Below are 21,217 nucleotides of genomic sequence, written 5' to 3' on the forward strand. Positions count from 1 at the left end.
GTTTGTCGCTGGCCGATTGCGCCAGACTGGACAGGTATTCAATGAAGGGGGCGATTATGACCGTCAGCGAAGACAAGTTCACCCGTCAGACGCTGCTCGAGGTACACAGCCTGACGCCGAGTCTGTTCACCCTGCGCACCTCCCGCGATGCGAGCTTTCGTTTCCGCGCCGGGCAGTTCGTGCGCCTGGGCGTGGAGAAAGCCGATGGCAGCGTGGTCTGGCGCGCTTATTCGCTGGTGTCCGCACCGCATGACGAGTTTCTCGAGTTCTTCTCCATCGTGGTACCGGGCGGCGAATTCACCAGTGAGCTGAGTCGACTGCGCGTGGGCGACAGCTTGCTGGTGGAGAAGATGGCGACCGGCTACCTGACCCTTGACCGCTTCGTCGACGGCCGTGATCTCTGGCTGCTGGGTAGCGGCACTGGCATCGCACCGTTTTTGTCGATCCTGCAGGACTTCGAGGTGTGGCAGCGCTTCGAGCGTATCGTGCTGGTGTACAGCGCGCGCAGCTTCGCCGAGCTGGCCTATCAGCCGCTGATCCGAAGCTTCGCCGAGCTGGAACACCTGGCCGAATTCGCTCACAAGCTCACCTACCTGCCGGTGGTCACCCGCGAGCAGGCGCCGAATTGCCTGAATGCGCGTATCACCGATCTGCTCGACAACGGTGAGCTGGAGCGCGCCGCCGGGCTTGAGCTGACGCCCGAGCATTCGCGAGTGATGATCTGCGGCAACCCGCAGATGATCGACGACATTCGTCAGCGCCTGAAGGTGCGCGGTCTGAATCTGAGCCTGACCCGGCGGCCGGGTCAGGTGGCGGTGGAGAACTACTGGTGATCAGTCTTCGCGGATCGCCTTGAGTCGATGTTCCCAACGGCGCTTGGCGAAGCGGCGCATGTTGGGGATATCGTCGGTCTCGTCGAGAATCGGCTTGCCGATGATGGTTTCCATGATGTCTTCCAGTGTCACCAGGCCGTGCCAGCTACCGAACTCGTCGTACACCAGGCACATGTGCTGGCGCTCCTGCATGAGCAGGGTCATCAGGTTTTCCACGTTCATGCTGTCCGGCACGACCTTGATCGGCTTCATGATCTGGGTGATCGGTTCGCCATCGTTCTCGGCCGCCAGAGCGTCATAACGGAACACCACGCCCAGCGGCGACTCGTCCTCGCCGATCACCGGGTAACGGGAGAACTGGCTCTCGCGGGCACGTGCCTTGAACGCGGCGATCGATTCATCCGGTGCGGCGGATTCGCAGACGATGCGTGGCGTCATGATGTCGCGCAGACGGATCTCGTGCAGATCGAGGATGTTGCTGATCACCCGCTGCTCGTCTTCGTCGAGCTTGCCCACTTCGCGGCCAAGCAGGGTCAGCGCCTTGATCTCCTGGCGAATGTCGTGCTCCGGCTCCTTGCCGCCGAACAGGCGCATGATCAGGTCCGACATGACGATGAACGGCTTGAGCAGCAGGATCATCGCCCGCAGCAGGCTGGGCAGGAAGGGCGCCAGGGCGCGCCAGTAACGGGCACCGATGGTCTTCGGCAGAATCTCCGAAAGCACCAGAATCAGCAGGGTCATGACCGCCGAGGCGATGCCCAGATAACCGTCGCCGAAGACGATCGCCACCTGTGCACCGACACCAGTCGCACCAACGGTATGCGCCACGGTATTGAGGGTCAGGATGGCCGCCAGCGGCTGGTCGATCTTGTCTTTGAGCTCTTTCAACCTTTCGTACAGCTGCGGTTTTGCAACCTTCTGCTGAGCGATGTAACTGGGCGTGAGGGAGAGCAGGGCGGCTTCGAGGATGGAACAGATGAACGAAACCAGAATGGAGAGGACAGCGAACGCTATCAGGAGTGTCATGTAGAGGGATGAGTGGCCAATGGCCGGCCAATCTAGCGCAAGCGCAGCGGAAAACAGCAGAAAAGCTGCAACATTTCATTTCGTCATGCTGGCGCGGTTGGCGTTTGCTGCCCGGCGTCTGCTCTGCCGATGTTTAGCTGCCTGCACGTAGCCAGGCTTCGACTAGGCTAAAGGGACACTATCTGGGGAGGTCCTCCATGCCGCTTGAACATCATCCGTTGACCCGCGAATTTCCTCAGCAAGGCGACGTCATGCGCAAGCTGATGCAAAGTCATCCGCACTTCCCTCGCCTGGCTGGCGAATATGAAGCGCTGGACAAGCGCATCTACGAAATAGAGGACGGTCGCGAAGCTGCCGACGACCTGACCTTGCAGGGGCTCAAACTGCAGCGTGTGGGTCTCAAGGACGAGATCGCCGATCTGCTGCGCAAGGCGGGCAGTGCTTGATCCGGATCAAATGAACGGTCGACGTGCAGCGCTAGGCTGGAGCCATCTTCCCTGTCAGAGGCTTCCTCATGCACGTCGACCACCATCCGCTGGTTCATGATTTCCCCGAACTGCGCAACGAACTGCAGCGTCTGCGGCAGAGCGATGAACAGTTCTCTCGTCAGGCCGAAGAGTACGAAGCGCTGGACAAGCGCATCTGCCGTATAGAGGACGGTATCGAGTTGCTCGATGACGTTACCCTCAGCGCACTGAAACTCCATCGTGTAGCGATCAAGGACGAACTGGCGCGCCAGCTCAAACGCGCTGCAGGTCAGTGCTGCGGTTGTGGCAATGGCTGTCGGGGTTGATGCCCGGAAAATGCGGCAGGCACGGCGCACCCTACGAGATCGCTAGCGGTAGGGTGCGCCGTGCGCACCGGCCTTCCCGGATCTCATCTTGACTTCGCCATCGGAGCCGAAAGGCCTCAATGCACGGGCGGGTTGATCAGATAAGTGAGCAGCCCGTCCGCCTCTTCTTCTGTCCACACCGGGCGCGCCGGCCTGGGCCATTCGTTCAGCAGCTGCTGCCAGAAGGCACAGGCCAGCTCATCCTGACGGTAGAAACGCAGTAGCCAGGGTCTGCCATCGCCCATTACCTGCTGTACCAGGGCGCGACCGATGCCCTGGCGACGATACTTTTTCAGGATGAACAGGTCGGCGAATTCCGGCACATCAAGACCGGGTAACTCGCTCTGTTCGATCAGCAGGAAGCCGGCAATGAAGCCGTCGACCAGTATCAGTTGCGCACTCCAGCCCGGCTCCTGCCAATAGCGCTGCAGGTGGGGTTGGTGGATGTAGAAGCGACCGTCCGTCTCCACGTCTTCCTGCTCCCAGTCCGAGCTTTCGTAGGCGTAGAACTGGTAGAGGTTGGCCAGTAGCGGCAGCTGTTCGGCGCTGGTGGGTAGCAGTTGGATCTGCATATGTGCATTCCGGGCAGAGTGGCTGTGGTCTGTAAATTTATCCAGTTGTTCGGTATCGTTCCAGCCTTCGTTCAGCGGCAGGATTGATCGCAATGGCCAAGGCAAAACGCATGTATGGCTGCACCGAGTGCGGCGCCACCTTTCCCAAATGGGCAGGACAGTGTGGTGAGTGCGGCGCCTGGAATACCTTGGTCGAAACCGTGGTGGAGGGTGCCACGCCCAGCGGGCGCACTGGTTGGGCCGGCGACAAAGCCAATATCAAAACCCTGGCTGAAGTCAGTGTCGAGGAAATTCCGCGCTTTTCCACCGCTTCCGGCGAGCTCGACCGGGTGCTCGGTGGCGGTCTGGTGGATGGCTCGGTGGTGCTGATCGGTGGCGACCCAGGCATCGGCAAGTCGACCATCCTGCTGCAGACCCTGTGCAATATCGCCACGCGTTTTCCCGCCCTCTACGTCACTGGTGAGGAGTCGCAGCAGCAGGTGGCCATGCGTGCGCGGCGGTTGGACCTGCCGCAGGACAAGCTCAAGGTAATGACCGAAACCTGCATCGAATCGATCATCGCCACCGTGCGCCAGGAAAAGCCCAAGGTCATGGTGATCGACTCGATCCAGACCATTTTCACTGAGCAACTGCAGTCGGCGCCTGGCGGTGTGGCCCAGGTACGCGAAAGTGCGGCGCTGCTGGTGCGCTTCGCCAAGCAGAGCGGCACGGCGATCTTTCTCGTCGGCCACGTCACCAAGGAAGGCGCGTTGGCCGGCCCGCGCGTGCTGGAGCACATGGTCGACACTGTGCTGTATTTCGAGGGCGAGTCCGACGGTCGCTTGCGCCTGCTAAGGGCGGTGAAGAACCGTTTCGGCGCGGTCAACGAACTGGGCGTATTCGGCATGACCGACAAGGGCCTCAAGGAAGTCTCCAACCCCTCGGCGATCTTCCTCACCCGCGCGCAGGAGGCGGTGCCCGGCAGTGTGGTGATGGCCACCTGGGAAGGCTCGCGACCGATGCTGGTGGAGGTGCAGGCGCTGGTGGACACCAGTCATCTGGGCAATCCGCGCCGCGTCACCCTGGGCCTGGATCAGAACCGCCTGGCCATGCTCCTGGCGGTTCTGCATCGCCACGGCGGCATTCCAACCTATGACCAAGACGTGTTCCTCAACGTGGTTGGCGGGGTCAAGGTGCTGGAAACGGCGTCCGACCTGGCTCTGATGGCAGCGGTCATCTCCAGCCTGCGCAACCGGCCGCTGCAGCACGACCTGCTGGTGTTCGGCGAGATCGGCCTGTCCGGCGAGATTCGTCCGGTGCCGAGTGGTCAGGAGCGCCTCAAGGAGGCGGCCAAACACGGCTTCAAGCGCGCCATCGTGCCCAAGGGCAATGCGCCCAAGGAAGCTCCGCCGGGCTTGCAGGTCATCGCCGTCACGCGCCTGGAGCAGGCGTTGGATGCGCTGTTTGACTGAGTCTCTGTGATGTAGGCCCGTTTGCCATGTGATAGGCGAGCCTGCTGGCTGAGCGCGATATGCGAACTTCCTTGAGGATGCTCTGAAAAAGCCGTCATTCCTGTGTAGGTGGGCATCCAGAGCCTATGGATTTCCTGGGTTCGCGTAGTCGCGGAGTGACGGTAAAGGGCTTTTTAAGAATATTCTTGGTTCTGGTTCTGGTTCTGGTTCTGGTTCTGGCTCTGGTTTTTAAGAATTTTCTTAGTGCCTGCTCTGGTTTTTTAAGAATATTCTCAGTGCCGGCTCTGGTTTGTTCAGCTTCTGGTCAGGAGTTGTGCGTTAGAGTTTTCCTGGTTATCTGGTCCGAGCCAATGCTCACCTTGAATTCGACTGGCATGCTGCGCGCTTCCTATATCTTGAAGCCTGCAGTGTATTTCTGTGTGGGCGGATTGCCTGCTGTAGATGTGCGCGCCACTACCAAGTCAGTGCATGTAATTGCGTGTCCTGTGATGGTTGGGTCGCCAAGCTGTTAATGCTTGAAAGTGTTCAGTTGTTTGTGTGGCTTTGATGTCGTTATAAGCGCGTGCGGCGTAGTGGCGTGATGTCCGATGGAAACTTTGCGCGCGTAAAGTTTGCTCTTTAATCGGCCTGCTTTAGCCATTGTTTTTTTGTCAGAAAAGTTATCTTGGGTGATGTCCGGTAGCCTCTGTTGGCCGTCCTCCGGGCACCTTCGTGTGTGGGTGAAATAGGGGCGCCTCTGAAATATGGGTGAGGCGGTCAGCGCAATGCTGATTGCTGTTCCGAGAGAAGGCGAAAGACGGTCGGTGTCGCGCACAAGATTTTTTAATGCAGTGATCATGACGCGGGTAGTGCTTAGACATGCTCCGTAGGGCTTTGCGTTACTTGAATTGGTGACATTAGGCGCTTTGTGTCGGCGTGTCTTCTTGAAAGGCAGATTACTTTTTAGCATGGCGTCTTTGTTGCGCTGAGCTACTTCGTTGGTTTGATTTTTTAAGTTTTGATCAGTGTCTGTTGTATGCGGTGCGTGGAGTGAGTCGGAGATTGCAGGCAAGCATGTATGCGCATTAGTTTCCGGTTAGGCAAGGAACGCCTGAAGTGAAAAACTACATTAACTGGAATGGTGTGGGTTCATTATGAATAAGATAAAGCAGCATGGTGTAAACCCCTTGAAAAAGCGGCCGGCCACTCTTCTGGGTTCGGCAATGGCCGCCATTGCCTGCCTCCCAACGCTGGCTCTGGGTGGCAATGAGTGTGGTGTCGGTCCCACGGTCGTGTGTAACGGCACCGGGAACCCTTATGCAGATGGCATTAACTATACCGGCGCGAATAACAATGTGACGCTGGCCGCAGGCACGGTAGTCGACACAACCGGCGGCAATCCGCTTGGTGCTCACTCGGATACCACCGTAGGTATCGGCCTGGGCGTTCCCTCAGTCACGACCGCAGGTAATGCCTCCCTCACGGTCGAGGAGGGCGCCAGAGTCATCATCGCGCAGGACAACACCTATGGTCTTGTCATTCGCGGCTCGTCGGGTGACTCGACCGGTACGCTGGTCAACAATGGCTCGGTTTCGATGCAGGGAACAGGCGGCCGGGCGATCTACGTATTCACCAATGGCGATGCCTCTGTCACCAATGGCGCGAGTGGCGTTCTCTCAGGGAGCGCTGCCTTCGGTATCTTTGCCCAGGATGCCGGCGTCGACCATGCAGTCTCCGTCGTCAACGACGGCGAAATCAATCTGACCGCTGATGGCTCGACCGGTATTCGCGCTGTTGCCACGGGCGCTGCGGGTTCGGCATCGGTCATTCAGAACGGTACGGTGTCTGCGGGTGCCGGCGGCATCGGTGTGGAAGTTCGTCTGGGTTCTACGGCCGCGAGTACCGGCACATTCGTGAACACCGGGACGATCACGGGGGGGACGGGGGTCAGTTTTTCCCAGGGGCAGGGAACGATGACGGCGACCAACACGGGCTCGATCATCGGTACGGATGCCACGTCCAGCGGCCTGCTGGTTGGTAGCGGTGTAGCCAATATCACCAATGCCGGACTCATCTCGGGTAACACGGGTGTGACTCTGCAGACGGATAACAACAGTCTGACCAACAGTGGAACCATTACCGGAACCGGCGGTACGGCCGTTGCTGTTGCGGGTAACAACAATGCCGTGACTCTCACCGATGGCTCCGTACTCAATGGGGGAGCTGTCAGCACGGGTACGGGCAATAGCCTGCAGTTGCAGGGCTCGGGTTTCGTTTCAGGTGATCTTTCAGGATTCTCCAGCCTGGACGTGTCCGGATCTCTCTGGCAGGTCGGCGGGGATGTCTCGACAACATCCGGTTCGCTGAGCATAAGCTCCGGGACGTTGCAGATCGGTACAGGCGGCACCACCGGCTCCATCACAGGGGATGTAATCAATAACGGTACGCTGGCCTTCAACCGTTTCGATGACATCACCTACTCGGGTGTTATATCCGGTACTGGTGGGCTTTCGCAGATCGGCTTGGGCACCACGACGCTTACAGGCGCCAATGTCTATAGCGGGGAGACGCGCGTATCTGCTGGGCGACTGGCTGCTGGCAATGCGGGTGCATTCAGTTCCAGTTCCACCTATGCGATCGATGCTGGCGGTGTGCTGGACCTGAACGGTTTCAGTCACGCGCTGAACAGCGTGACGAATGCGGGCGAAATCCGCATCGGTGATAGCGCCAATGCTACTTTCACGACGAACAACTACGTGGGTAACGGCGGTGTCATTGCCCTCAGCACCTACCTGGGCGCAGATGGATCAGCGTCTGATCGCATCGTTATCGATGGCGGTACCGCTACGGGTAGCACAACGCTTTCGATCACTAATGTGGGTGGTCCCGGAGCACTCACGACAGCCAATGGAATACAGATTGTCGAAGCCATCAATGGTGCGACGACCTCTGCTGATGCGTTTCGTCTCAATGCGCCGGTGGTGGCCGGTGCTTTCGAGTACAGCCTGTATCGAGGCGGTCTCAATGCGGGCATGAACGATCAGGACTGGTTCCTGCGCTCTATCGATACATCGTCCGCTGGAGGGCCTGGTAACCAAGCGCTGAGTGCTTCGGCGCAGACTGTCCGTGTCTATTCCAGTCAGCTCGGCACTTATGCGCTGTCGACCCTTGGTTCTTTGCAGCAGCGTAAAGGTCATAGCATCTGGCTGAACGGTAGTGCTGACGGCGCTGAGAAAGGTAGCCGCAGTGAGGCAAGCCCAGCCGGTTCCTGGGGGCGTGTGGCTGGCGAGTACGGCTCTTATGACCCCAAGAAGGGTTCGCCGTATACCCAGCACATCGGTTTCATGCAGCTTGGTTATGAAAATACTGCTTTGCAGAATGAGCACGGGGTGCTTAACGCCGGTCTCTACGCAACCATGGGCACGTCGCACGTCAATGTCGACGTTACCCGTGATTCGGCAAGTGGCGAGAAGCGCAGTGGCAAGATCACTACGACCGGCTACGGTGTAGGCGCCAGTGCTACCTGGCTGGAGGAGAATGGCCTCTATGCCGATGCCGTGGGGCAGTTGACCTGGTATGACAGCAAGCTATCGAGCAAAACGGGGGGTGGCAACAAAGGCTGGTCGTCCGTGATGAGCCTGGAGGTCGGTCAGCGCCTTGATGCCGGTTCGGATTGGACGGTGGTTCCGCAAGCTCAATTGGCATGGACTCACGTCGACTTCGACAGTTTCAGCGACGAACATGGTGCACGTATCGTTCAGGCCAAGAACGATAGCCTCAAAGGTCGTGTCGGTGTCCAGGTTGAACCACCTGTGAGCTGGTACAGCGACAACAGTCAGAACAATCCGGTGAAGCTGTACGGCATTGCCAACCTTAGCTACGACATCCTTTCCGGCAGTGAGGTCGATGTCGCCAAGGTTCGTCTCGACCAGAACAATCGGCGCCTTTGGGGGGAGTTGGGAGCGGGTGGCAGCGTTGTCCGAAAAGACAACTGGAGTGCGTCTGGTGAGATTAGCTGCGCCGAGGCTATAGGTGCTGGCCGTTCGCACAATCATGCGTTCAAGGGAACGATCAGCGTGAGCTCCGCCTGGTAAGTGCCAGGCAAGGCGGCAACCATTCGAAGCCCTTCCGAACCGGTATGAGCATCGCTCATTCGGTGTGCGAAGGGCTTTTTTCGTTCGAAGGCAGAGTGCTTCAATTGCGGCGTCCTGCCGCAATTGAAGCACCGGCGACTCTTGATGCAGATCAATAGATAGCCGGCTATCGGCGTGCAGCATGGTCGTGTGTCCATATGAGGAGGCCACATCATGTTTCTGTTCTTCGACTTTTTTTCCCGTGCGTTCAATCCGGATGTTCAGGTCACGCAATCCCGTGAAGCACAGCGCAAGGCCAAACGTATCGAAGCGCGACGTCAGCGTCGCAAGGCTGCCGAGGTGGTGTGTCGCGCCCACTGATATGCGCGGGATACGCAGGCGTCAGTGGCAGCGTTGCCAGTCGTGTTGCATGGCCTGACGCATCAGACCCGCAAGCTTTTCGATATCCGTCTTGCGGCGGATGTTCAGGCGATGGTTCCACTGTTCGCGCACTGATTGCCAGTTCACGTGCCGTGGATCTGTTGTTCAAGCCTTGCGCCATCATTTGCGGTATCTGACTCTTGAGCGGGGACAGTGCTGCCTCCGGCATTGACATGTAGCCAGTCAGCGCCCCGGCCAGCGCCTTGATCGCGGCGATGATTTCTCCTGATCTTGCACCTTTGAGTACATGGCCAGCGGCACCAGCCTGCAGGGATTGGCGAACATATTGCCGGCCACTGTACATGCTCAGTCTCACTACCTTGAACCTCGGATGACCGCGAGCGAGCAGTGCTGTCGGCTCCAGCCCGCTGGCGTCCTTCAGACCAATATCCATCAGCGCGATGTCGGGTCGTTCGCGTTCTACCAGCGTCACGGCTTCTTTCGCAGAGCCGGCTTCGGGACTGTATCCGCACACTGGTGCTGGAGAGCCTTGAACCGGTGGCTCTGGAGCGCCTCAGTGCGTTCATGGAGGGCTTGCTGGCGCGCTTCGGCGATGCGCTGCTGCGCTACAAGGGTGTAGTTGAGGTGGTGAACGAGCCGCGCGAAAGCGTGCTGGTGTTCATTGGTGGCGACCAGCCTGAGGATGAAATCCGCCAGGGATTCGCCAAAGCGCTCAGTCAGCCTTGATCAGGGTTGGTCGCCCAGGGCGGCGAGCTCTCGTTCAAGCAGACTCTCGTCGCCCAGATTGAGTTCGACCAGCCGCCGCAGATGGCTGATTGATTCCAGGTCGATATGGCGGCAGACGAAGCCGAGATAACCCGCCTGGGTACGGGTCAGCAACACTTCCATCTTTACCCGCGCTTCGTCGCCGAGCTGGATCTGCGCTTCGAACGGCTGATCCGGGTCAGCGTTCCAGTCTGCCGGAGTCTCGACCATCAGACCCTTGAGCGAAAGGTCATGCAACACCGCCGCCCATTGCCGCTCGTCTTGAACGAGTACGGTGGGGGCGTCGAAGGCGATGCGCTGAAAGCGCCGACGCTCGTTGGCTGATTCACTCATGCCCATACTCCTGAAGGATTTACATCACTATAGCCAAGGCTGACGGCTCCGTACTTTGCCCCTGTGTCGCAGGGCACAGCAGAGGCATACCAGTTTGACAGGTGGCCAAGTCTCGCCAAAGCTCCGTGTGTAGTTTTTATTACTCGATATTGCGGAGCGATAGACATGAGCAAACGACTGCTAGGCAAAGGTTTGGTCTTCGGCCTGTTGAGCATGGCCAGTGTCGGCGCATTTGCCGATGCTGCGGGTGGCAATGGCTGCGGCTGGGGCAACATGCTGTTCGAAGGGCAGCGTGGCATGGCCCCGCATTTCCTGGCCACCACCACCAACGGCACATTCGGTAATGCCACCTTCGGCATGACGTCGGGTACCAACGGTTGCGATACCAGCGGCGCGCTGGGCTACAACGGTCGCTCCATGTTGGCGATGAACGGCATGCTCGACTCCATCGCTGAAGACATGGCCATGGGCCAGGGCGAAGCGCTGGACGCCTACGCCACCCTGCTGGGCGTCGAAGCCCAGGATCGTGCGCGCTTCGCCAAGGTTACTCACGACAATTTCGGCAGCATCTTCAGCAAAGCCGACGCCACCAGTGAGCAGGTGCTGGCAGCCACGCTTCAGGTGATGAGTCGTGACGCGCAACTGGCGCGCTATGTGAAACAGCCCGCGTAGGCGGTAATGTCCGTTTCGTTGTCGGTGCGCACGATTCGCGGAGTTCAGTAGGGTGCGCCGTGCGCACCAGCCGTATACCGTGCACGACAAGGAAATCGACAAGGCAAAAAGAAGCCCGCCAATCGGCGGGCTTCTTCATTTCAGGCCAGCGGCCTTAGTTGCCGTAGACCGGGAACTTCGCGCACAGCGCCTTGACCTGCTCACGCACGCGGCCTTCGACTTCATCGTTGCCGATGTTGGCCAGCACGTCGCAGATCCAGCCTGCCAGTTGACGGCACTCGTCTTCCTTGAAGCCGCGAGTGGTGACAGCCGGGGTGCCGATACGCAGGCCGGAGGTGACGAATGGCGAGCGCGGATCGTTCGGTACGCTGTTCTTGTTGACGGTGATGAAGGCGCGTCCCAGGGCTGCGTCAGCGTCCTTGCCGGTGATGTCCTGCTTGATCAGCGAGAGCAGGAACAGGTGGTTCTCGGTGCCGCCGGAGACCACGTCGTAGCCGTTGTCGATGAACACCTGGGCCATGGTCTGGGCGTTCTTGATCACCTGTGCCTGGTAAGCCTTGAACTCAGGCTGCAGCGCTTCCTTGAAGCACACCGCCTTGGCAGCGATGACGTGCTCCAGCGGGCCGCCCTGGCCGCCCGGGAAGACGGCGGAGTTGAACTTCTTCTCCAGCTCTTCGTTCTTGCGCGCCAGGATCAGGCCGCCGCGCGGGCCGCGCAGGGTCTTGTGAGTGGTGGTGGTGACCACGTCGGCGAACGGCACCGGGTTCGGGTACAGACCGGCCGCGACCAGACCGGCCACATGGGCCATGTCGACGAACAGGTAGGCACCGACCTTGTCGGCGATGGCGCGGAAACGCGGGAAATCCAGAACCTGCGAGTAGGCGCTGAAGCCGGCGATGATCATCTTCGGCTTGTGTTCGACGGCCAGGCGCTCGACTTCGTCGTAGTCGATCAGGCCCTGGTCGTTGATGCCGTACTGTACGGCGTTATAGATCTTGCCGGAGAAGCTGACGCTGGCACCGTGGGTCAGGTGGCCGCCGTGGGCCAGGCTCATGCCCAGCACGGTGTCGCCAGCGTTGAGCAGGGCCATGTACACGGCGCTGTTGGCCTGGCTGCCGGAGTGCGGCTGGACGTTGGCGTAGTCGGCGCCGAACAGCTCCTTGGCGCGGTCGATGGCGAATTGCTCGACCACGTCGACGTACTCGCAACCACCGTAGTAACGCTTGCCCGGATAGCCTTCGGCGTACTTGTTGGTCAGCACGCTGCCCTGGGCTTCCATCACCGCCGGGCTGGTGTAGTTTTCCGAGGCGATCAGCTCGATGTGCTCTTCCTGGCGCTGGGCTTCCTGCTCCATCGCGGCAAAGAGTTCGGCGTCATAACGAGCGAGGGTCAAATCACGGCTGAACATGGCGGTCCCCTGAAATCAGCTGGGCGGTAGAAAGAGGGGGCGGATTCTACCGCAAAGGTCGCATTCAGGCATATGAAGGTCGGTCATGAGCCTGACAAGTGGCCTTCATGCTGAGTTGGGGCCTAGAGCTTGCCGGCGTCCCGCCCGTCAACTGAGGATGAACAGCGCTGCGCCGCTGAATTGGGCTGTGAGCTGACGTGCAGGCATGGGTCTGCCCAGCAGGAAGCCCTGTACTTCGTCGCAGTCGTGTTCACGCAGGAAGTCCAGTTGTGCCTGGCTCTCCACCCCCTCGGCGATCACCATCATGTTCAGGCTGTGCGCCATGGCGATGATGGCGCGGGCGATCTGCGCATCCTGCTCACCATCAGGCAGGCCGTCGACGAAGCTGCGGTCGATCTTCAACACGTCGATGGGGAACTGCTTGAGGTAGTTCAGCGACGAGTAGCCGGTGCCGAAGTCATCCACTGCAATGCACAGGCCCAAGTGCTTGAGGTTACCAAGAGTCTGCATTGCGCTGGCGACATCACGCATCAGTATGCTTTCGGTCAGCTCCAGCTCCAGGCAGGCTGGGGCTACTCCGGTTCTGTCCAGAATGGCGGCGATGCGTGCGCTCAGGTCGCCTTCGGCAAACTGCCGGGCCGACAGGTTGACCGAAATCTTGGGGATGCGGATCTTTTCCTCGTGCCACGCCTTGAGCTGCCGGCAGGCTTCTTCCAGCACCCATTCGCCGACCTGCACCACCAGGCCGAGTTCTTCGAGTACCGGGATGAACTCATCCGGCGGCACCAGGCCGCGTGTCGGGTGACTCCAGCGCAGCAGCGCCTCGACCCCGGTCAGGCGATTGCCGTCGCCGGAGAACTGCGGCTGATAATGCAGGACGAACTGGCCCTGTTCCTGAGCGTGGCGCAGGTCGCTTTCCAGCTCCAGGCGTTCCAGGGCACTGGCGTTCATGTCGGCCTGGTAGAACTGGAAGTTGTTCTTGCCGCGTTCCTTGGCGTGATACATCGCGGTATCGGCGTTCTTCATCAGTTGGCTCAGCTCGCTACCGTCCTGCGGGGCAAGGGCGATACCGATACTGGCGGTGACGAAGAATTCGCGGCCTTCGAGGACGAAAGGGCGCGCCAGACTGGAGAGAATCTGCTCGGCGACATGAATGGCGCGATTGAGCGCACCCTCGCGGGTGGCGCGCGGCTGCAGCAGCAGGGTAAATTCGTCGCCGCCCATGCGCGCCACGGTGTCGTCGCCGTCGACGCAGGCCGACAGGCGCACGGCGACGTCCTTGAGCATGCGGTCGCCGGCGGCGTGGCCGAGCGAATCGTTGATCGGCTTGAAGCGGTCGAGGTCGAGGAACATCAGCACCACCCATTCATCATGCCGATCCGCATGCTGCAGGGCGCTGTGCAGGCGATCCTGGAACAGGGTGCGGTTGGGCAGGTGGGTCAGGGCGTCGTAGTAGGCCAGACGATGGATGCGCTGTTCGCTGGCCTTGCGCTCGCTGATGTCGCTGAAGAAGCACACGTAGCTGACCAGGTCGCCTTCCTCGTCATGCACCGCGGTGATGCCGACCCAGGCCGGGAAATTCTCCCCGCCCTTGCGCTTGAGCCACACCTCGCCTTCCCAACTGCCGCGCTGGTTGAGTTGGCCGAGGATGTACTGCAGGTGCGCCGCCTGCTGGCGGTCGGCGGTGAGCATGCCGGGAAGCTGGTCGAGCACCTGACCGGCGGAATAACCACTGACGCGGCTGAAGGCCTTGTTGACCTGAACGATGTAACCGGCCGGGTCGGTCACCAGAATCGCCGCGGTGGAGTGCTCGAATACCGTGGCGGCCATGCGCAGGTCTTTTTCCGCGCGGCGTTGCTGGCTGATGTCGCGGCCAACGCCGAGGATGCCTTCGAAGCGACCGTTCTCGTCCCACATCAGCACCAGGCGCAGTTCCACCGGGATCTTGTGGCCGTCGGCGCGCAGGCAGTCGAAGACGAACAGCTGATCCGGCAGCTCCTCGCGCAGACGCTCGAGGCGGTCACGCTCGCCGAGCGAATCGCGAATCCGCTCGAGCAGCAGGTAGAGGCTGGCGAGCTGCTGCGGGTTGGCCGCCAGGCCCTGCAGGCCGTTGGTCGTCACCCATTCGGCGTTGTAGCCGAGCATGGCCTCCACCGACGGGCTGACGTAGTTCAGGGTCAGGCTGTCGTCGGTGGAAACGATCACGTCGCTGATGCTTTCCGCCAGCAGGCGGTAGCGTTGCTCGCTGTCACGCAGCGATTGGTTGCGCTCGATCTGCTCGGTGATGTCCTTGGCCACGCCGATCAGGCGGCTGACGCGACCGCGCTCATCGCGCGCCAGAGCCTGCTCGCGGATGCTGAACCAGTGCCATTGGCCATTGCGGTGACGCCAGCGCAGCACCGATTCGAGCAGCAGACCGTTGCCGACCACTTTCTGCAGGTTGCGAATGCGCCAGTAGTATTCGCTGTCGTCCGGGTGCAGCACCTGCTCCCAGAAGTCTCCGCCCATCGCCTTGAGCTCGCTGACGCTATAGCCCAGTTGCAATCCGAGGCTGTGGTTGCTGAACAGCACCTGCCGGTTCTGCATGTCATGCACGTAGAGCAGGTCGGGGACCGAGCGCACCACTTCGGACCAGAAGCGCTCACGTTCGATCAGCGACAGCTCGATGCGCTTGCGGCTGGTGATGTCGCTTATGCTCAGGGTGACGGCCTGATAGTCCTGGAGCATTTCCGGCAGGCGCAGCACCAGCCAGACGTGACGCTGCAAGCCTTGTGCGGTGACCAGCTGGGTTTCCAGCTCCATCAGGTTGGGGCCTTCGAGCACGGCCACGGCCAGGCGGTAACACAGGTCGTCGGGCTGTACCGGGCCGTTGTCGATCAGTTGCTGCCGGGCCTGTTCGGTGGACTTCACCCCGAGCAGGTTGAGCGCCACCTGGTTGGCCTCGGTGATGCGCAGTTGCTCGACCAGTAGTTGCTGATGCTCGGCATCGGCCTGCAACCAGCGCTGCAGACCCGCCGCATCGCGCAACTTGTGCTGCAGCAACAGGCAGCGCAGGCCGGAGAGGTCGAGCACGCAGAGGGCTACGCCGGTGCCGTCGAAGATGTCCTGATAGCGTCTGCGGGTTTCCTGCAGTACGCGCATGGCCTGCTGCTCGTCAGTCACATCGCGCAGCACCCAGACGTAACCGGCATGACGCCCGACTTCGCTGATATCGCTACGGGTCACGGCGAACAGTCGCTCGCGCCCCTCGCTTTCGACTCTGATCAGCTCCGGCCCCAGATCGCTGCTCAGTTGTGGGCTGTTGAGCAGCAACGGGTCGAGATCGGGCAGCAGATCAAGCAGATGGAGTCCCCCGGCCACGTCGCTGGGAACCCCGAACAGCGCTTCGGCCTGCGGGTTCAGGTAGCGCACCTTGCCATCGGCCTGGGTCACCAGAATGCGTTCTTCGACGGCGCCGAGCGCACTGGCGGCCTGGCGCAGCGAGCGGCGTGTTTCGGTATTCAGGCGCTGCAGGCTGCGCTGCTCGCGTTGCAGGCCGTACAGGGCCAACAGGGTAAGCAGGCTGCACAGCGCGAACAGCAGGAACTTGCCGGCCAGGGTCGGCATCAGCTCGTTGCCGGCGCGCTCTGCATCGAACAGGGCGCGCAGTTGCCAGTCGCTGCCGGGCAGGGCGATCAGGTCGAGGCTTTGTGCCTGCTCTGCCGCAGTAACCGGAGCGATGATGCCGCCAGCCTGTTGCAGGTCATCGGCGCGCGCTATCACGCGGTGACTGAGCAGGTCTTCGAGCAACCATTTGTGCTCGCTCTGGTGCTGCTCGCGCAGCCAGCCGCGCAGCGCACTGGTGCGCATGCGCAATATCCGGTGGCTGTTGTCGGGCTGACGCAGCAGCAGGTAGAGCACACCGCCGTCCAGTGAGCTGAAGGCGAAGTGATAGGGCGCCGCGCCACTGCGTTGTTGCTGGTTGCGAACGAAACTCAGGTCGCGCGACTCGCTGGCGCTGTCGGCCAGCAACTGCCCGTTGGCATCGAGCCAGGCCACGCTGTTGACGGTCGGGAAGATACTGCGCAATGCCGTGACCAATTCGCTGCCGTCGCCAGCGCGCGCCGGGCTGCTCTGCAGCATCGCCTGGCCCGCCTGCGCCTTGAGGCGCATGTTCAGACTCAGATGCTTGGCCAATTGGGTGCTGTAACCCTGGCTCAGTTGCTTCTGGCTATCGAGCAACTGGCGATATTCCTGGGTCAGTTGCCACGCCAGCAATCCCAGTATCGCCAGCACCAGCACCACCAGTGCACGGCGCAATGCGGCGCGCGACTCGCCCGGAGAGGAGGAAGGCAGGGATGAGGGAGTCGACACGTTCTGTGAACCTGTAGCCGGTGCTGGGCTATTTTGAGCTTTGTGAGACGCGCGGGCATGCCTGCGCTCGCGCGAGCCGGCTAGAATGCCTGCAAACGTGGCCAAGTGCCAGCTGCGCCGACGAACGTAGGTTTGCCCTGCCACGCACATTCCGGTAGTTTTGCGCCGCGCGCGTGAACTGTCCGCGCGGTACTTGGCGTTCGCTCCAGCAGGGGCTAAGGTCTCTGCAAACGCCCAGCAGGCTTCGTGAAAACTGCCTGCAGCCGGTAATACGGCGGCCAAGCCGGCACGCACCAGATGGTCAGCCTGTCGGCGTTGCCGGTTTCGTCACTCGCAACGTTATCGCAGTGTCTGCAAGGCCCGCCATTTTCAGCCCTCATTCTCACCAGTCAGGTTCTCCATGGCTCAGTACGTCTATCTGCCCTATTAGGTTTTAGTCACGTTTTAAAATCTGCATTCGAGCCCTTATGGCCACTAGTTTTCCAGCCTGTTCTGCATCTTCCTCTTCTTAATCCTGTGGTTATGGTGGTGCTTTAGTTAGGTTTTGCTGATTTTGGGTCGAATTTAAGCTCCAAAACCTAACTTTTTGTAAGTGTCCCTGTGATCGTTTCTTCTCAAGGTATGAGGGTGTCCCGAATTTTTGTGTAACCGGCTCATGAGCGACACTGTCGCTACAAACTGGAGACACCATGAGCAAGACGCAATCCCCATCACTGACGAGTTTTTGAACCAGTTCCTGACTAACCTTCAGAAATCTGAAGGCCTGATCGATGCTGACGGCATCCTCAAGCAGCTGACCAAGAAACTGGCCAAGCGCGCACTGGATACGGAGCTGATCTACCATCTAGGCCATGACAAGCGTCAACCTGTCAGCAATCCAGCTGGCAGCACCCCCAACAGTTCCAGCCGGAAGAAGCTCAAAGGTGAGTTTAGTGAGCTGGCCATCGAAGTACCACGAGACCAACATGGCACCTTCGATCCGCAGAAATTAGAGAAGCGCTAGGATCTACGGGCGGGGTTCGCCTTCGAGATTCTCTCGCTGTACGCACACGGTATGGCTGTGCGCGAGATCCAACCGCATTTGCAGGAGATGTACGGCGCTGAGGTTTCCCCCTGTCTTATCTCTTCGGTAAGCAAGCGCGCCGAGCATCAATAGCGCCTGAGCGAAGAAGAAGGCGAGTACACCCTCAAGCCCAGCAGCGACGTGGGCAGCGGTAAGCTCCATGACCATATAGAGGCGCCTGTCGGAAATCTTCGTCGCGTTAAACCATATCTTTGGCGCCGAGGCGAGCGATGACGACCTTGAGTGAGGTTACCCCTGGGGGTTCAGTATCCTCAATGAAATAAGATTTTTTATTGATTTATAAGTTTTTTTGTTGGGTTATTTTTAGGTTTATGTGAGGCGCGCTAGTCCTAAATTTGTTGAATCGTTGCCCGCTGCGAAATTGCATCTTTCTAGCCGAGCGCGAAAATGACCTCCCGGCCTGTTTCGACTTGATGCTTCACGCGCTGATCCTGGAGGTAGATGACCCCTGAGCGCAGCAGGTAGGCAAGCGAGGATTGATCTCCCGCATGAATCCGAAAGATTTCTTTCAGCTCATCCATCTTCCATCCTTCGCTACCGTTGAGATCACCGGGACTTACTAAGTCGACGCGATCAATCTCGCATCCCTGGTCTGCTGCCCCGGCGAGCTCGAGGAGATCCTCTAAATCCTTGATCATGTAGATGGTTGGCCGAGTGAAATCCTCGTGGTGTTCCAAGACCGCTACGTAAAACCACGCTCGACTAGTCAGGCACTCGACGTATCGCCACATATGGGTGCCTTTTACAAGGACGCCGGCCGGGATCTCTGCATGCTCCATAGTCAAAAACATGGGCCACCCCCTAAAAATGAACACTATAGATTGTAGCTCTATAGTGTTCGTTGACGCTTCATCGTTCCTTTTGCCGGTACAGCAAAATGGAACTGAACACCGCATTCGGGCTTGCCCTAAAGCAGCTTCGCAAGTCGAAGGGGAAGACCCAAGAAGACTTCTCCATCATCAGCAGTCGAACCTACCTGAGCACCCTGGAAAGAGGACTGAAGTCGCCAACCATCGACAAGGTCGACGAGATTTCGGGCCTGATGGGCATTCAGGCACTGACGCTATTGGCAGCTACCTACCTGCTGAAAAATCAGATGCCCTTCACCGAGCTTGTTAGCGTGGTGCAGGAAGAGTTGCTGACCAATGGGTTCAACGATCAGGGGGTAACCGTCGATTCGTTGGCTCAAGAGCCACCCCTTTCCCTCTGAACTGGATTACCCAGGAACTCCTTAGGGGTCAGCATGCCTCCTTCCGACAAAAGCTTGCTGTGTTCCAGGATCGCTTCGGGAAGAGTCTTCATGGGGCTCACGCTGGTGTGACTGGACGATGTCAGAAGACTCGCTAATTATCTGGCACTGGTCAAGAAATCCCAAGCGCTACGCAGACCAGACCTTCAATAGTCACTGCCTAACGGAAGGGAAAGAGTCCTAGCTCTAGGGGGGCAGTTAGCAACGCGTCCACTGCAGTCAATTAGCGAAATTATGAATTTTCAAATAGTTGCGCATAAATTCATGAGAGCAGGATTGCTGAGTCAATGCTTCAGCCATTTGCCGTAAGACTGACGACGATTACTTGCCGAAAGCAGCAATCTATCTCCGATAGGATGCCGGGCTAAGGGGCCTCCAACACCACCACACACAGCTAGCTTCCCTGGGGTCGACGACAGGCTGTCCGAGATGTCTGAGGAAGCTTACGAGCCTCAAAGCCTATTGCGTTTATGACTGCTGCGTGTTGTGGCTCAATGATCCCGGACACCCATTTAGGGCGAGAATGCTCGCCATAGAGAGGTGTCTGATGACCAAACAACGTCGTTCTTTTACGCCCGAGTTCAAACGAGAGGCCGCTGGTCTGGTGCTTGATCAGGGCTACAGCCATATCGAAGCAGCTCGCTCGCTGGGGCTGGTTGAGTCGGCGCTTCGGCGCTGGGTGAAACAGCTCCAGGAGGAGCGCCAGGGTGTTACCCCGAAGAGCAAAGCATTGACTCCCGAACAGCAGAAGATCCAGGAACTGGAAGCCAGGATCGACCGACTGGAACGGGAGAAAGCGATCCTAAAAAAGGCTACCGCTCTCTTGATGTCGGACGAGTTCAATCGTACGCGCTGATAGACCAGTTGAGTGAGCGGGAGTCGGTGGAAGTGGTCTGTTCAGCCTTCGATGTGGTGCGGTCTTGCTACTACGCCCATCGTCTACGGCGCTGCCGTGTTGATGCACGCCGGGTTGCCCTGCGCAGTCAGGTCAACCAACTGTTCAACCAGAGCCGAGGGTCTGCTGGCAGCCGCAGCATTCTGGGCATGCTGCGTGAGGATGGCGTATGCATTGGCCGCTTTCGCGTGCGTCGGTTAATGCGCGAGTTGGGCCTGGTCAGCAAACAACCAGGCTCGCACGCGTAAAAGCAGGCTACGGTTGAACGGCCAGATATCCCGAACCGGCTGAACCGTGAGTTCACAACTGAGCGCCCCAATCAGGTGTGGTGCGGCGACATCACCTACATCTGGGCGCAAGGCCGCTGGAATTACTTAGCGGTGGTGCTGGATCTGCATGCACGACGAGTAATTGGCTGGGCACTCTCCGCCAAGCCGGATGCGGAGTTGGTCATCAAGGCGCTGGATATGGCCTACGAGCAACGAGGCAAACCGCAGCAGGTGCTGTTTCATTCCGATCAGGGCAGCCAGTACGCCAGCCGCCTGTTTCGGCAGCGGTTGTGGCGATATCGGATGGAACAGAGCATGAGCCGTCGAGGTAACTGCTGGGACAACTCACCGATGGAGCGGTTGTTCCGGAGTCTGAAGTCGGAGTGGGTTCCGCCGACCGGTTACCTGACAGCTCAGGAGGCTCAGCGGGACATCAGTCATTACCTGATGCACCGTTACAACTGGGTCAGGCCGCATCAATTCAACGACGGGCTGCCGCCCGCCGTTGCCGAAGAAAAACTTAACCCACTGTCCGGGATGGGTTGACCACTACAATGAGGAGGGGTATCCATGCATGATTACTTCAGATAACGTCAGCCGGCTTCGCGCTTTCGACTAAGCGTTCTTGAGTGCCGATCGAACCTATGTACGTGAGGCGTGAAACGAGCAAAGTAGGTCGTGGCGATACGTTGAGTCTGAGACCTATTCAGGCACGACCGTACCGTGATCACACTGCATATCCGCAAGATGCTCAAAGGCGGTGAATTGGTAAAGGAGAGCAAAGTGCAAAATCTGCACATTGCAAATTTAGACAAGTCGGTCAGACGAATGAAGCTCAGCGCTTAGCAGCGCGATGGTAAGACCTACTACAGCGCGACTCAGCCCGAAGGACTGTTTGGTTTTTACTTTGATTCGGCGGCCCTCAGGAGGGCCGCCTATGACCAAGTCTCATCACCGGCACATACTCCGGGAGAGGAGGCTCTTGGGCAGCTCTGCATGCTACCACTGCGCCAAATCATCA

16 protein-coding genes and 3 pseudogenes are annotated in these 21,217 nt (G+C 59.3%); 11 read left to right on the forward strand and 8 right to left on the reverse strand.

All coding sequences use genetic code 11. From position 1 onward, the window contains the following. Nucleotides 1-56: 56 nt before the first annotated feature. A complete protein-coding gene (locus GV002_RS15965; protein WP_160019336.1) occupies nucleotides 57-833 on the forward strand; it encodes a ferredoxin--NADP reductase in 777 nt (258 codons plus the stop codon). Here GV002_RS15965 and GV002_RS15970 read toward each other — a convergent pair whose 3' ends face one another. Then, nucleotides 834-1,859 (reverse strand): CNNM domain-containing protein, encoded by a 1,026-nt coding sequence (locus GV002_RS15970; RefSeq protein WP_100547167.1) that lies wholly within the window; start codon nucleotides 1,857-1,859, stop codon nucleotides 834-836. Between the two features lie 197 nt (nucleotides 1,860-2,056). Here GV002_RS15970 and GV002_RS15975 point away from each other — a divergent pair, with 197 nt between their 5' ends. Together GV002_RS15975 and GV002_RS15980 are read left to right on the forward strand one after the other, a co-directional pair. Further along, on the forward strand, nucleotides 2,057-2,305 hold the full coding sequence (locus GV002_RS15975) for a YdcH family protein (protein ID WP_021487975.1): 249 nt from the start codon (nucleotides 2,057-2,059) through the stop codon (nucleotides 2,303-2,305). A 68-nt stretch (nucleotides 2,306-2,373) separates the two neighbouring features. After that, complete coding sequence (locus tag GV002_RS15980; protein ID WP_160019337.1) at nucleotides 2,374-2,652, forward strand: YdcH family protein; 279 nt, start codon at nucleotides 2,374-2,376, stop codon at nucleotides 2,650-2,652. Between the two features lie 116 nt (nucleotides 2,653-2,768). On the opposite strand, the gene GV002_RS15985 is transcribed toward GV002_RS15980, so the two are convergent. Further along, nucleotides 2,769-3,263: a GNAT family N-acetyltransferase gene (locus GV002_RS15985; protein WP_160019338.1), complete on the reverse strand. Its 495-nt coding sequence runs from the start codon at nucleotides 3,261-3,263 to the stop codon at nucleotides 2,769-2,771. Between the two features lie 92 nt (nucleotides 3,264-3,355). On the opposite strand from GV002_RS15985, the gene radA reads away from it, so the two are divergent. From radA to GV002_RS24345, 3 genes are all read left to right on the forward strand, one after another. Next, the gene (gene radA, locus GV002_RS15990; protein WP_160019339.1) at nucleotides 3,356-4,714 is read left to right on the forward strand and encodes a DNA repair protein RadA; all 1,359 of its coding nucleotides are present in this window, start codon (nucleotides 3,356-3,358) and stop codon (nucleotides 4,712-4,714) included. Nucleotides 4,715-5,847: 1,133 nt separating this feature from the next. Further along, the gene (locus tag GV002_RS15995; protein ID WP_160019340.1) at nucleotides 5,848-8,787 is read left to right on the forward strand and encodes an autotransporter outer membrane beta-barrel domain-containing protein; all 2,940 of its coding nucleotides are present in this window, start codon (nucleotides 5,848-5,850) and stop codon (nucleotides 8,785-8,787) included. 213 nt (nucleotides 8,788-9,000) lie between these two features. Then, entirely contained in the window at nucleotides 9,001-9,147 is a 147-nt protein-coding gene (locus GV002_RS24345) for a hypothetical protein (protein WP_256667105.1), read from the forward strand. A 21-nt stretch (nucleotides 9,148-9,168) separates the two neighbouring features. Here GV002_RS24345 and GV002_RS24350 read toward each other — a convergent pair whose 3' ends face one another. Then, a complete protein-coding gene (locus GV002_RS24350; RefSeq protein WP_256667106.1) occupies nucleotides 9,169-9,294 on the reverse strand; it encodes a hypothetical protein in 126 nt (41 codons plus the stop codon). Between the two features lie 175 nt (nucleotides 9,295-9,469). Beyond that, nucleotides 9,470-9,682 (reverse strand): annotated as a pseudogene (locus GV002_RS24645) (response regulator); the annotation flags it as partial. Between the two features lie 23 nt (nucleotides 9,683-9,705). Here GV002_RS24645 and GV002_RS16005 point away from each other — a divergent pair. Next, on the forward strand, nucleotides 9,706-9,894 hold the full coding sequence (locus GV002_RS16005) for a hypothetical protein (RefSeq protein ID WP_160019342.1): 189 nt from the start codon (nucleotides 9,706-9,708) through the stop codon (nucleotides 9,892-9,894). On the opposite strand, the gene GV002_RS16010 is transcribed toward GV002_RS16005, so the two are convergent. Next, complete coding sequence (locus GV002_RS16010; RefSeq protein ID WP_160019343.1) at nucleotides 9,895-10,266, reverse strand: PilZ domain-containing protein; 372 nt, start codon at nucleotides 10,264-10,266, stop codon at nucleotides 9,895-9,897. Between the two features lie 165 nt (nucleotides 10,267-10,431). On the opposite strand from GV002_RS16010, the gene GV002_RS16015 reads away from it, so the two are divergent. Next, nucleotides 10,432-10,938, forward strand: coding sequence for a DUF3015 domain-containing protein (locus tag GV002_RS16015; protein ID WP_160019344.1), 507 nt, complete (start codon nucleotides 10,432-10,434; stop codon nucleotides 10,936-10,938). Between the two features lie 154 nt (nucleotides 10,939-11,092). Here GV002_RS16015 and glyA read toward each other — a convergent pair whose 3' ends face one another. Together glyA and GV002_RS16025 are read right to left on the reverse strand one after the other, a co-directional pair. Continuing rightward, nucleotides 11,093-12,346 (reverse strand): serine hydroxymethyltransferase, encoded by a 1,254-nt coding sequence (gene glyA / locus GV002_RS16020; RefSeq protein WP_160019345.1) that lies wholly within the window; start codon nucleotides 12,344-12,346, stop codon nucleotides 11,093-11,095. A 147-nt stretch (nucleotides 12,347-12,493) separates the two neighbouring features. Next, nucleotides 12,494-16,699 carry an EAL domain-containing protein gene (locus GV002_RS16025; protein ID WP_372241837.1) on the reverse strand — a complete coding sequence of 1,402 codons (4,206 nt, stop codon included), beginning with the start codon at nucleotides 16,697-16,699 and terminating at the stop codon, nucleotides 12,494-12,496. 689 nt (nucleotides 16,700-17,388) lie between these two features. Between GV002_RS16025 and GV002_RS16030 the strand changes: the two are divergent. Next, a pseudogene (locus GV002_RS16030) lies at nucleotides 17,389-17,834 on the forward strand (transposase); the annotation flags it as partial. Nucleotides 17,835-18,154: 320 nt separating this feature from the next. Here GV002_RS16030 and GV002_RS16035 read toward each other — a convergent pair. Then, the gene (locus tag GV002_RS16035) at nucleotides 18,155-18,574 is read right to left on the reverse strand and encodes a hypothetical protein (RefSeq protein ID WP_160019346.1); all 420 of its coding nucleotides are present in this window, start codon (nucleotides 18,572-18,574) and stop codon (nucleotides 18,155-18,157) included. Nucleotides 18,575-18,660: 86 nt separating this feature from the next. Here GV002_RS16035 and GV002_RS16040 point away from each other — a divergent pair, with 86 nt between their 5' ends. Beyond that, nucleotides 18,661-18,993, forward strand: coding sequence for a helix-turn-helix domain-containing protein (locus GV002_RS16040; RefSeq protein WP_160019347.1), 333 nt, complete (start codon nucleotides 18,661-18,663; stop codon nucleotides 18,991-18,993). Nucleotides 18,994-19,579: 586 nt separating this feature from the next. Then, nucleotides 19,580-20,742: pseudogene (locus tag GV002_RS16045) on the forward strand (IS3 family transposase). Nucleotides 20,743-21,217: the final 475 nt, after the last annotated feature.

Origin of the sequence: Pseudomonas sp. 8O, from assembly GCF_902506495.1 — a bacterium.
GTDB lineage: Bacteria > Pseudomonadota > Gammaproteobacteria > Pseudomonadales > Pseudomonadaceae > Aquipseudomonas > Aquipseudomonas chaetocerotis.

Excerpts from the sequence above, each read along its gene's own strand:
- GV002_RS15995 (WP_160019340.1), top strand. The coding sequence starts at position 5,848 with ATGAATAAGATAAAGCAGCATGGTGTAAACCCCTTGAAAAAGCGGCCG.
- radA (WP_160019339.1), top strand. The coding sequence starts at position 3,356 with ATGGCCAAGGCAAAACGCATGTATGGCTGCACCGAGTGCGGCGCCACC.
- GV002_RS15985 (WP_160019338.1), bottom strand. The coding sequence starts at position 3,263 with ATGCAGATCCAACTGCTACCCACCAGCGCCGAACAGCTGCCGCTACTG.
- GV002_RS16015 (WP_160019344.1), top strand. The coding sequence starts at position 10,432 with ATGAGCAAACGACTGCTAGGCAAAGGTTTGGTCTTCGGCCTGTTGAGC.
- glyA (WP_160019345.1), bottom strand. The coding sequence starts at position 12,346 with ATGTTCAGCCGTGATTTGACCCTCGCTCGTTATGACGCCGAACTCTTT.
- GV002_RS15965 (WP_160019336.1), top strand. The coding sequence starts at position 57 with ATGACCGTCAGCGAAGACAAGTTCACCCGTCAGACGCTGCTCGAGGTA.
- GV002_RS15970 (WP_100547167.1), bottom strand. The coding sequence starts at position 1,859 with ATGACACTCCTGATAGCGTTCGCTGTCCTCTCCATTCTGGTTTCGTTC.
- GV002_RS15975 (WP_021487975.1), top strand. The coding sequence starts at position 2,057 with ATGCCGCTTGAACATCATCCGTTGACCCGCGAATTTCCTCAGCAAGGC.
- GV002_RS16010 (WP_160019343.1), bottom strand. The coding sequence starts at position 10,266 with ATGAGTGAATCAGCCAACGAGCGTCGGCGCTTTCAGCGCATCGCCTTC.
- GV002_RS24345 (WP_256667105.1), top strand. The coding sequence starts at position 9,001 with ATGTTTCTGTTCTTCGACTTTTTTTCCCGTGCGTTCAATCCGGATGTT.
- GV002_RS16035 (WP_160019346.1), bottom strand. The coding sequence starts at position 18,574 with ATGTTTTTGACTATGGAGCATGCAGAGATCCCGGCCGGCGTCCTTGTA.
- GV002_RS16040 (WP_160019347.1), top strand. The coding sequence starts at position 18,661 with ATGGAACTGAACACCGCATTCGGGCTTGCCCTAAAGCAGCTTCGCAAG.
- GV002_RS15980 (WP_160019337.1), top strand. The coding sequence starts at position 2,374 with ATGCACGTCGACCACCATCCGCTGGTTCATGATTTCCCCGAACTGCGC.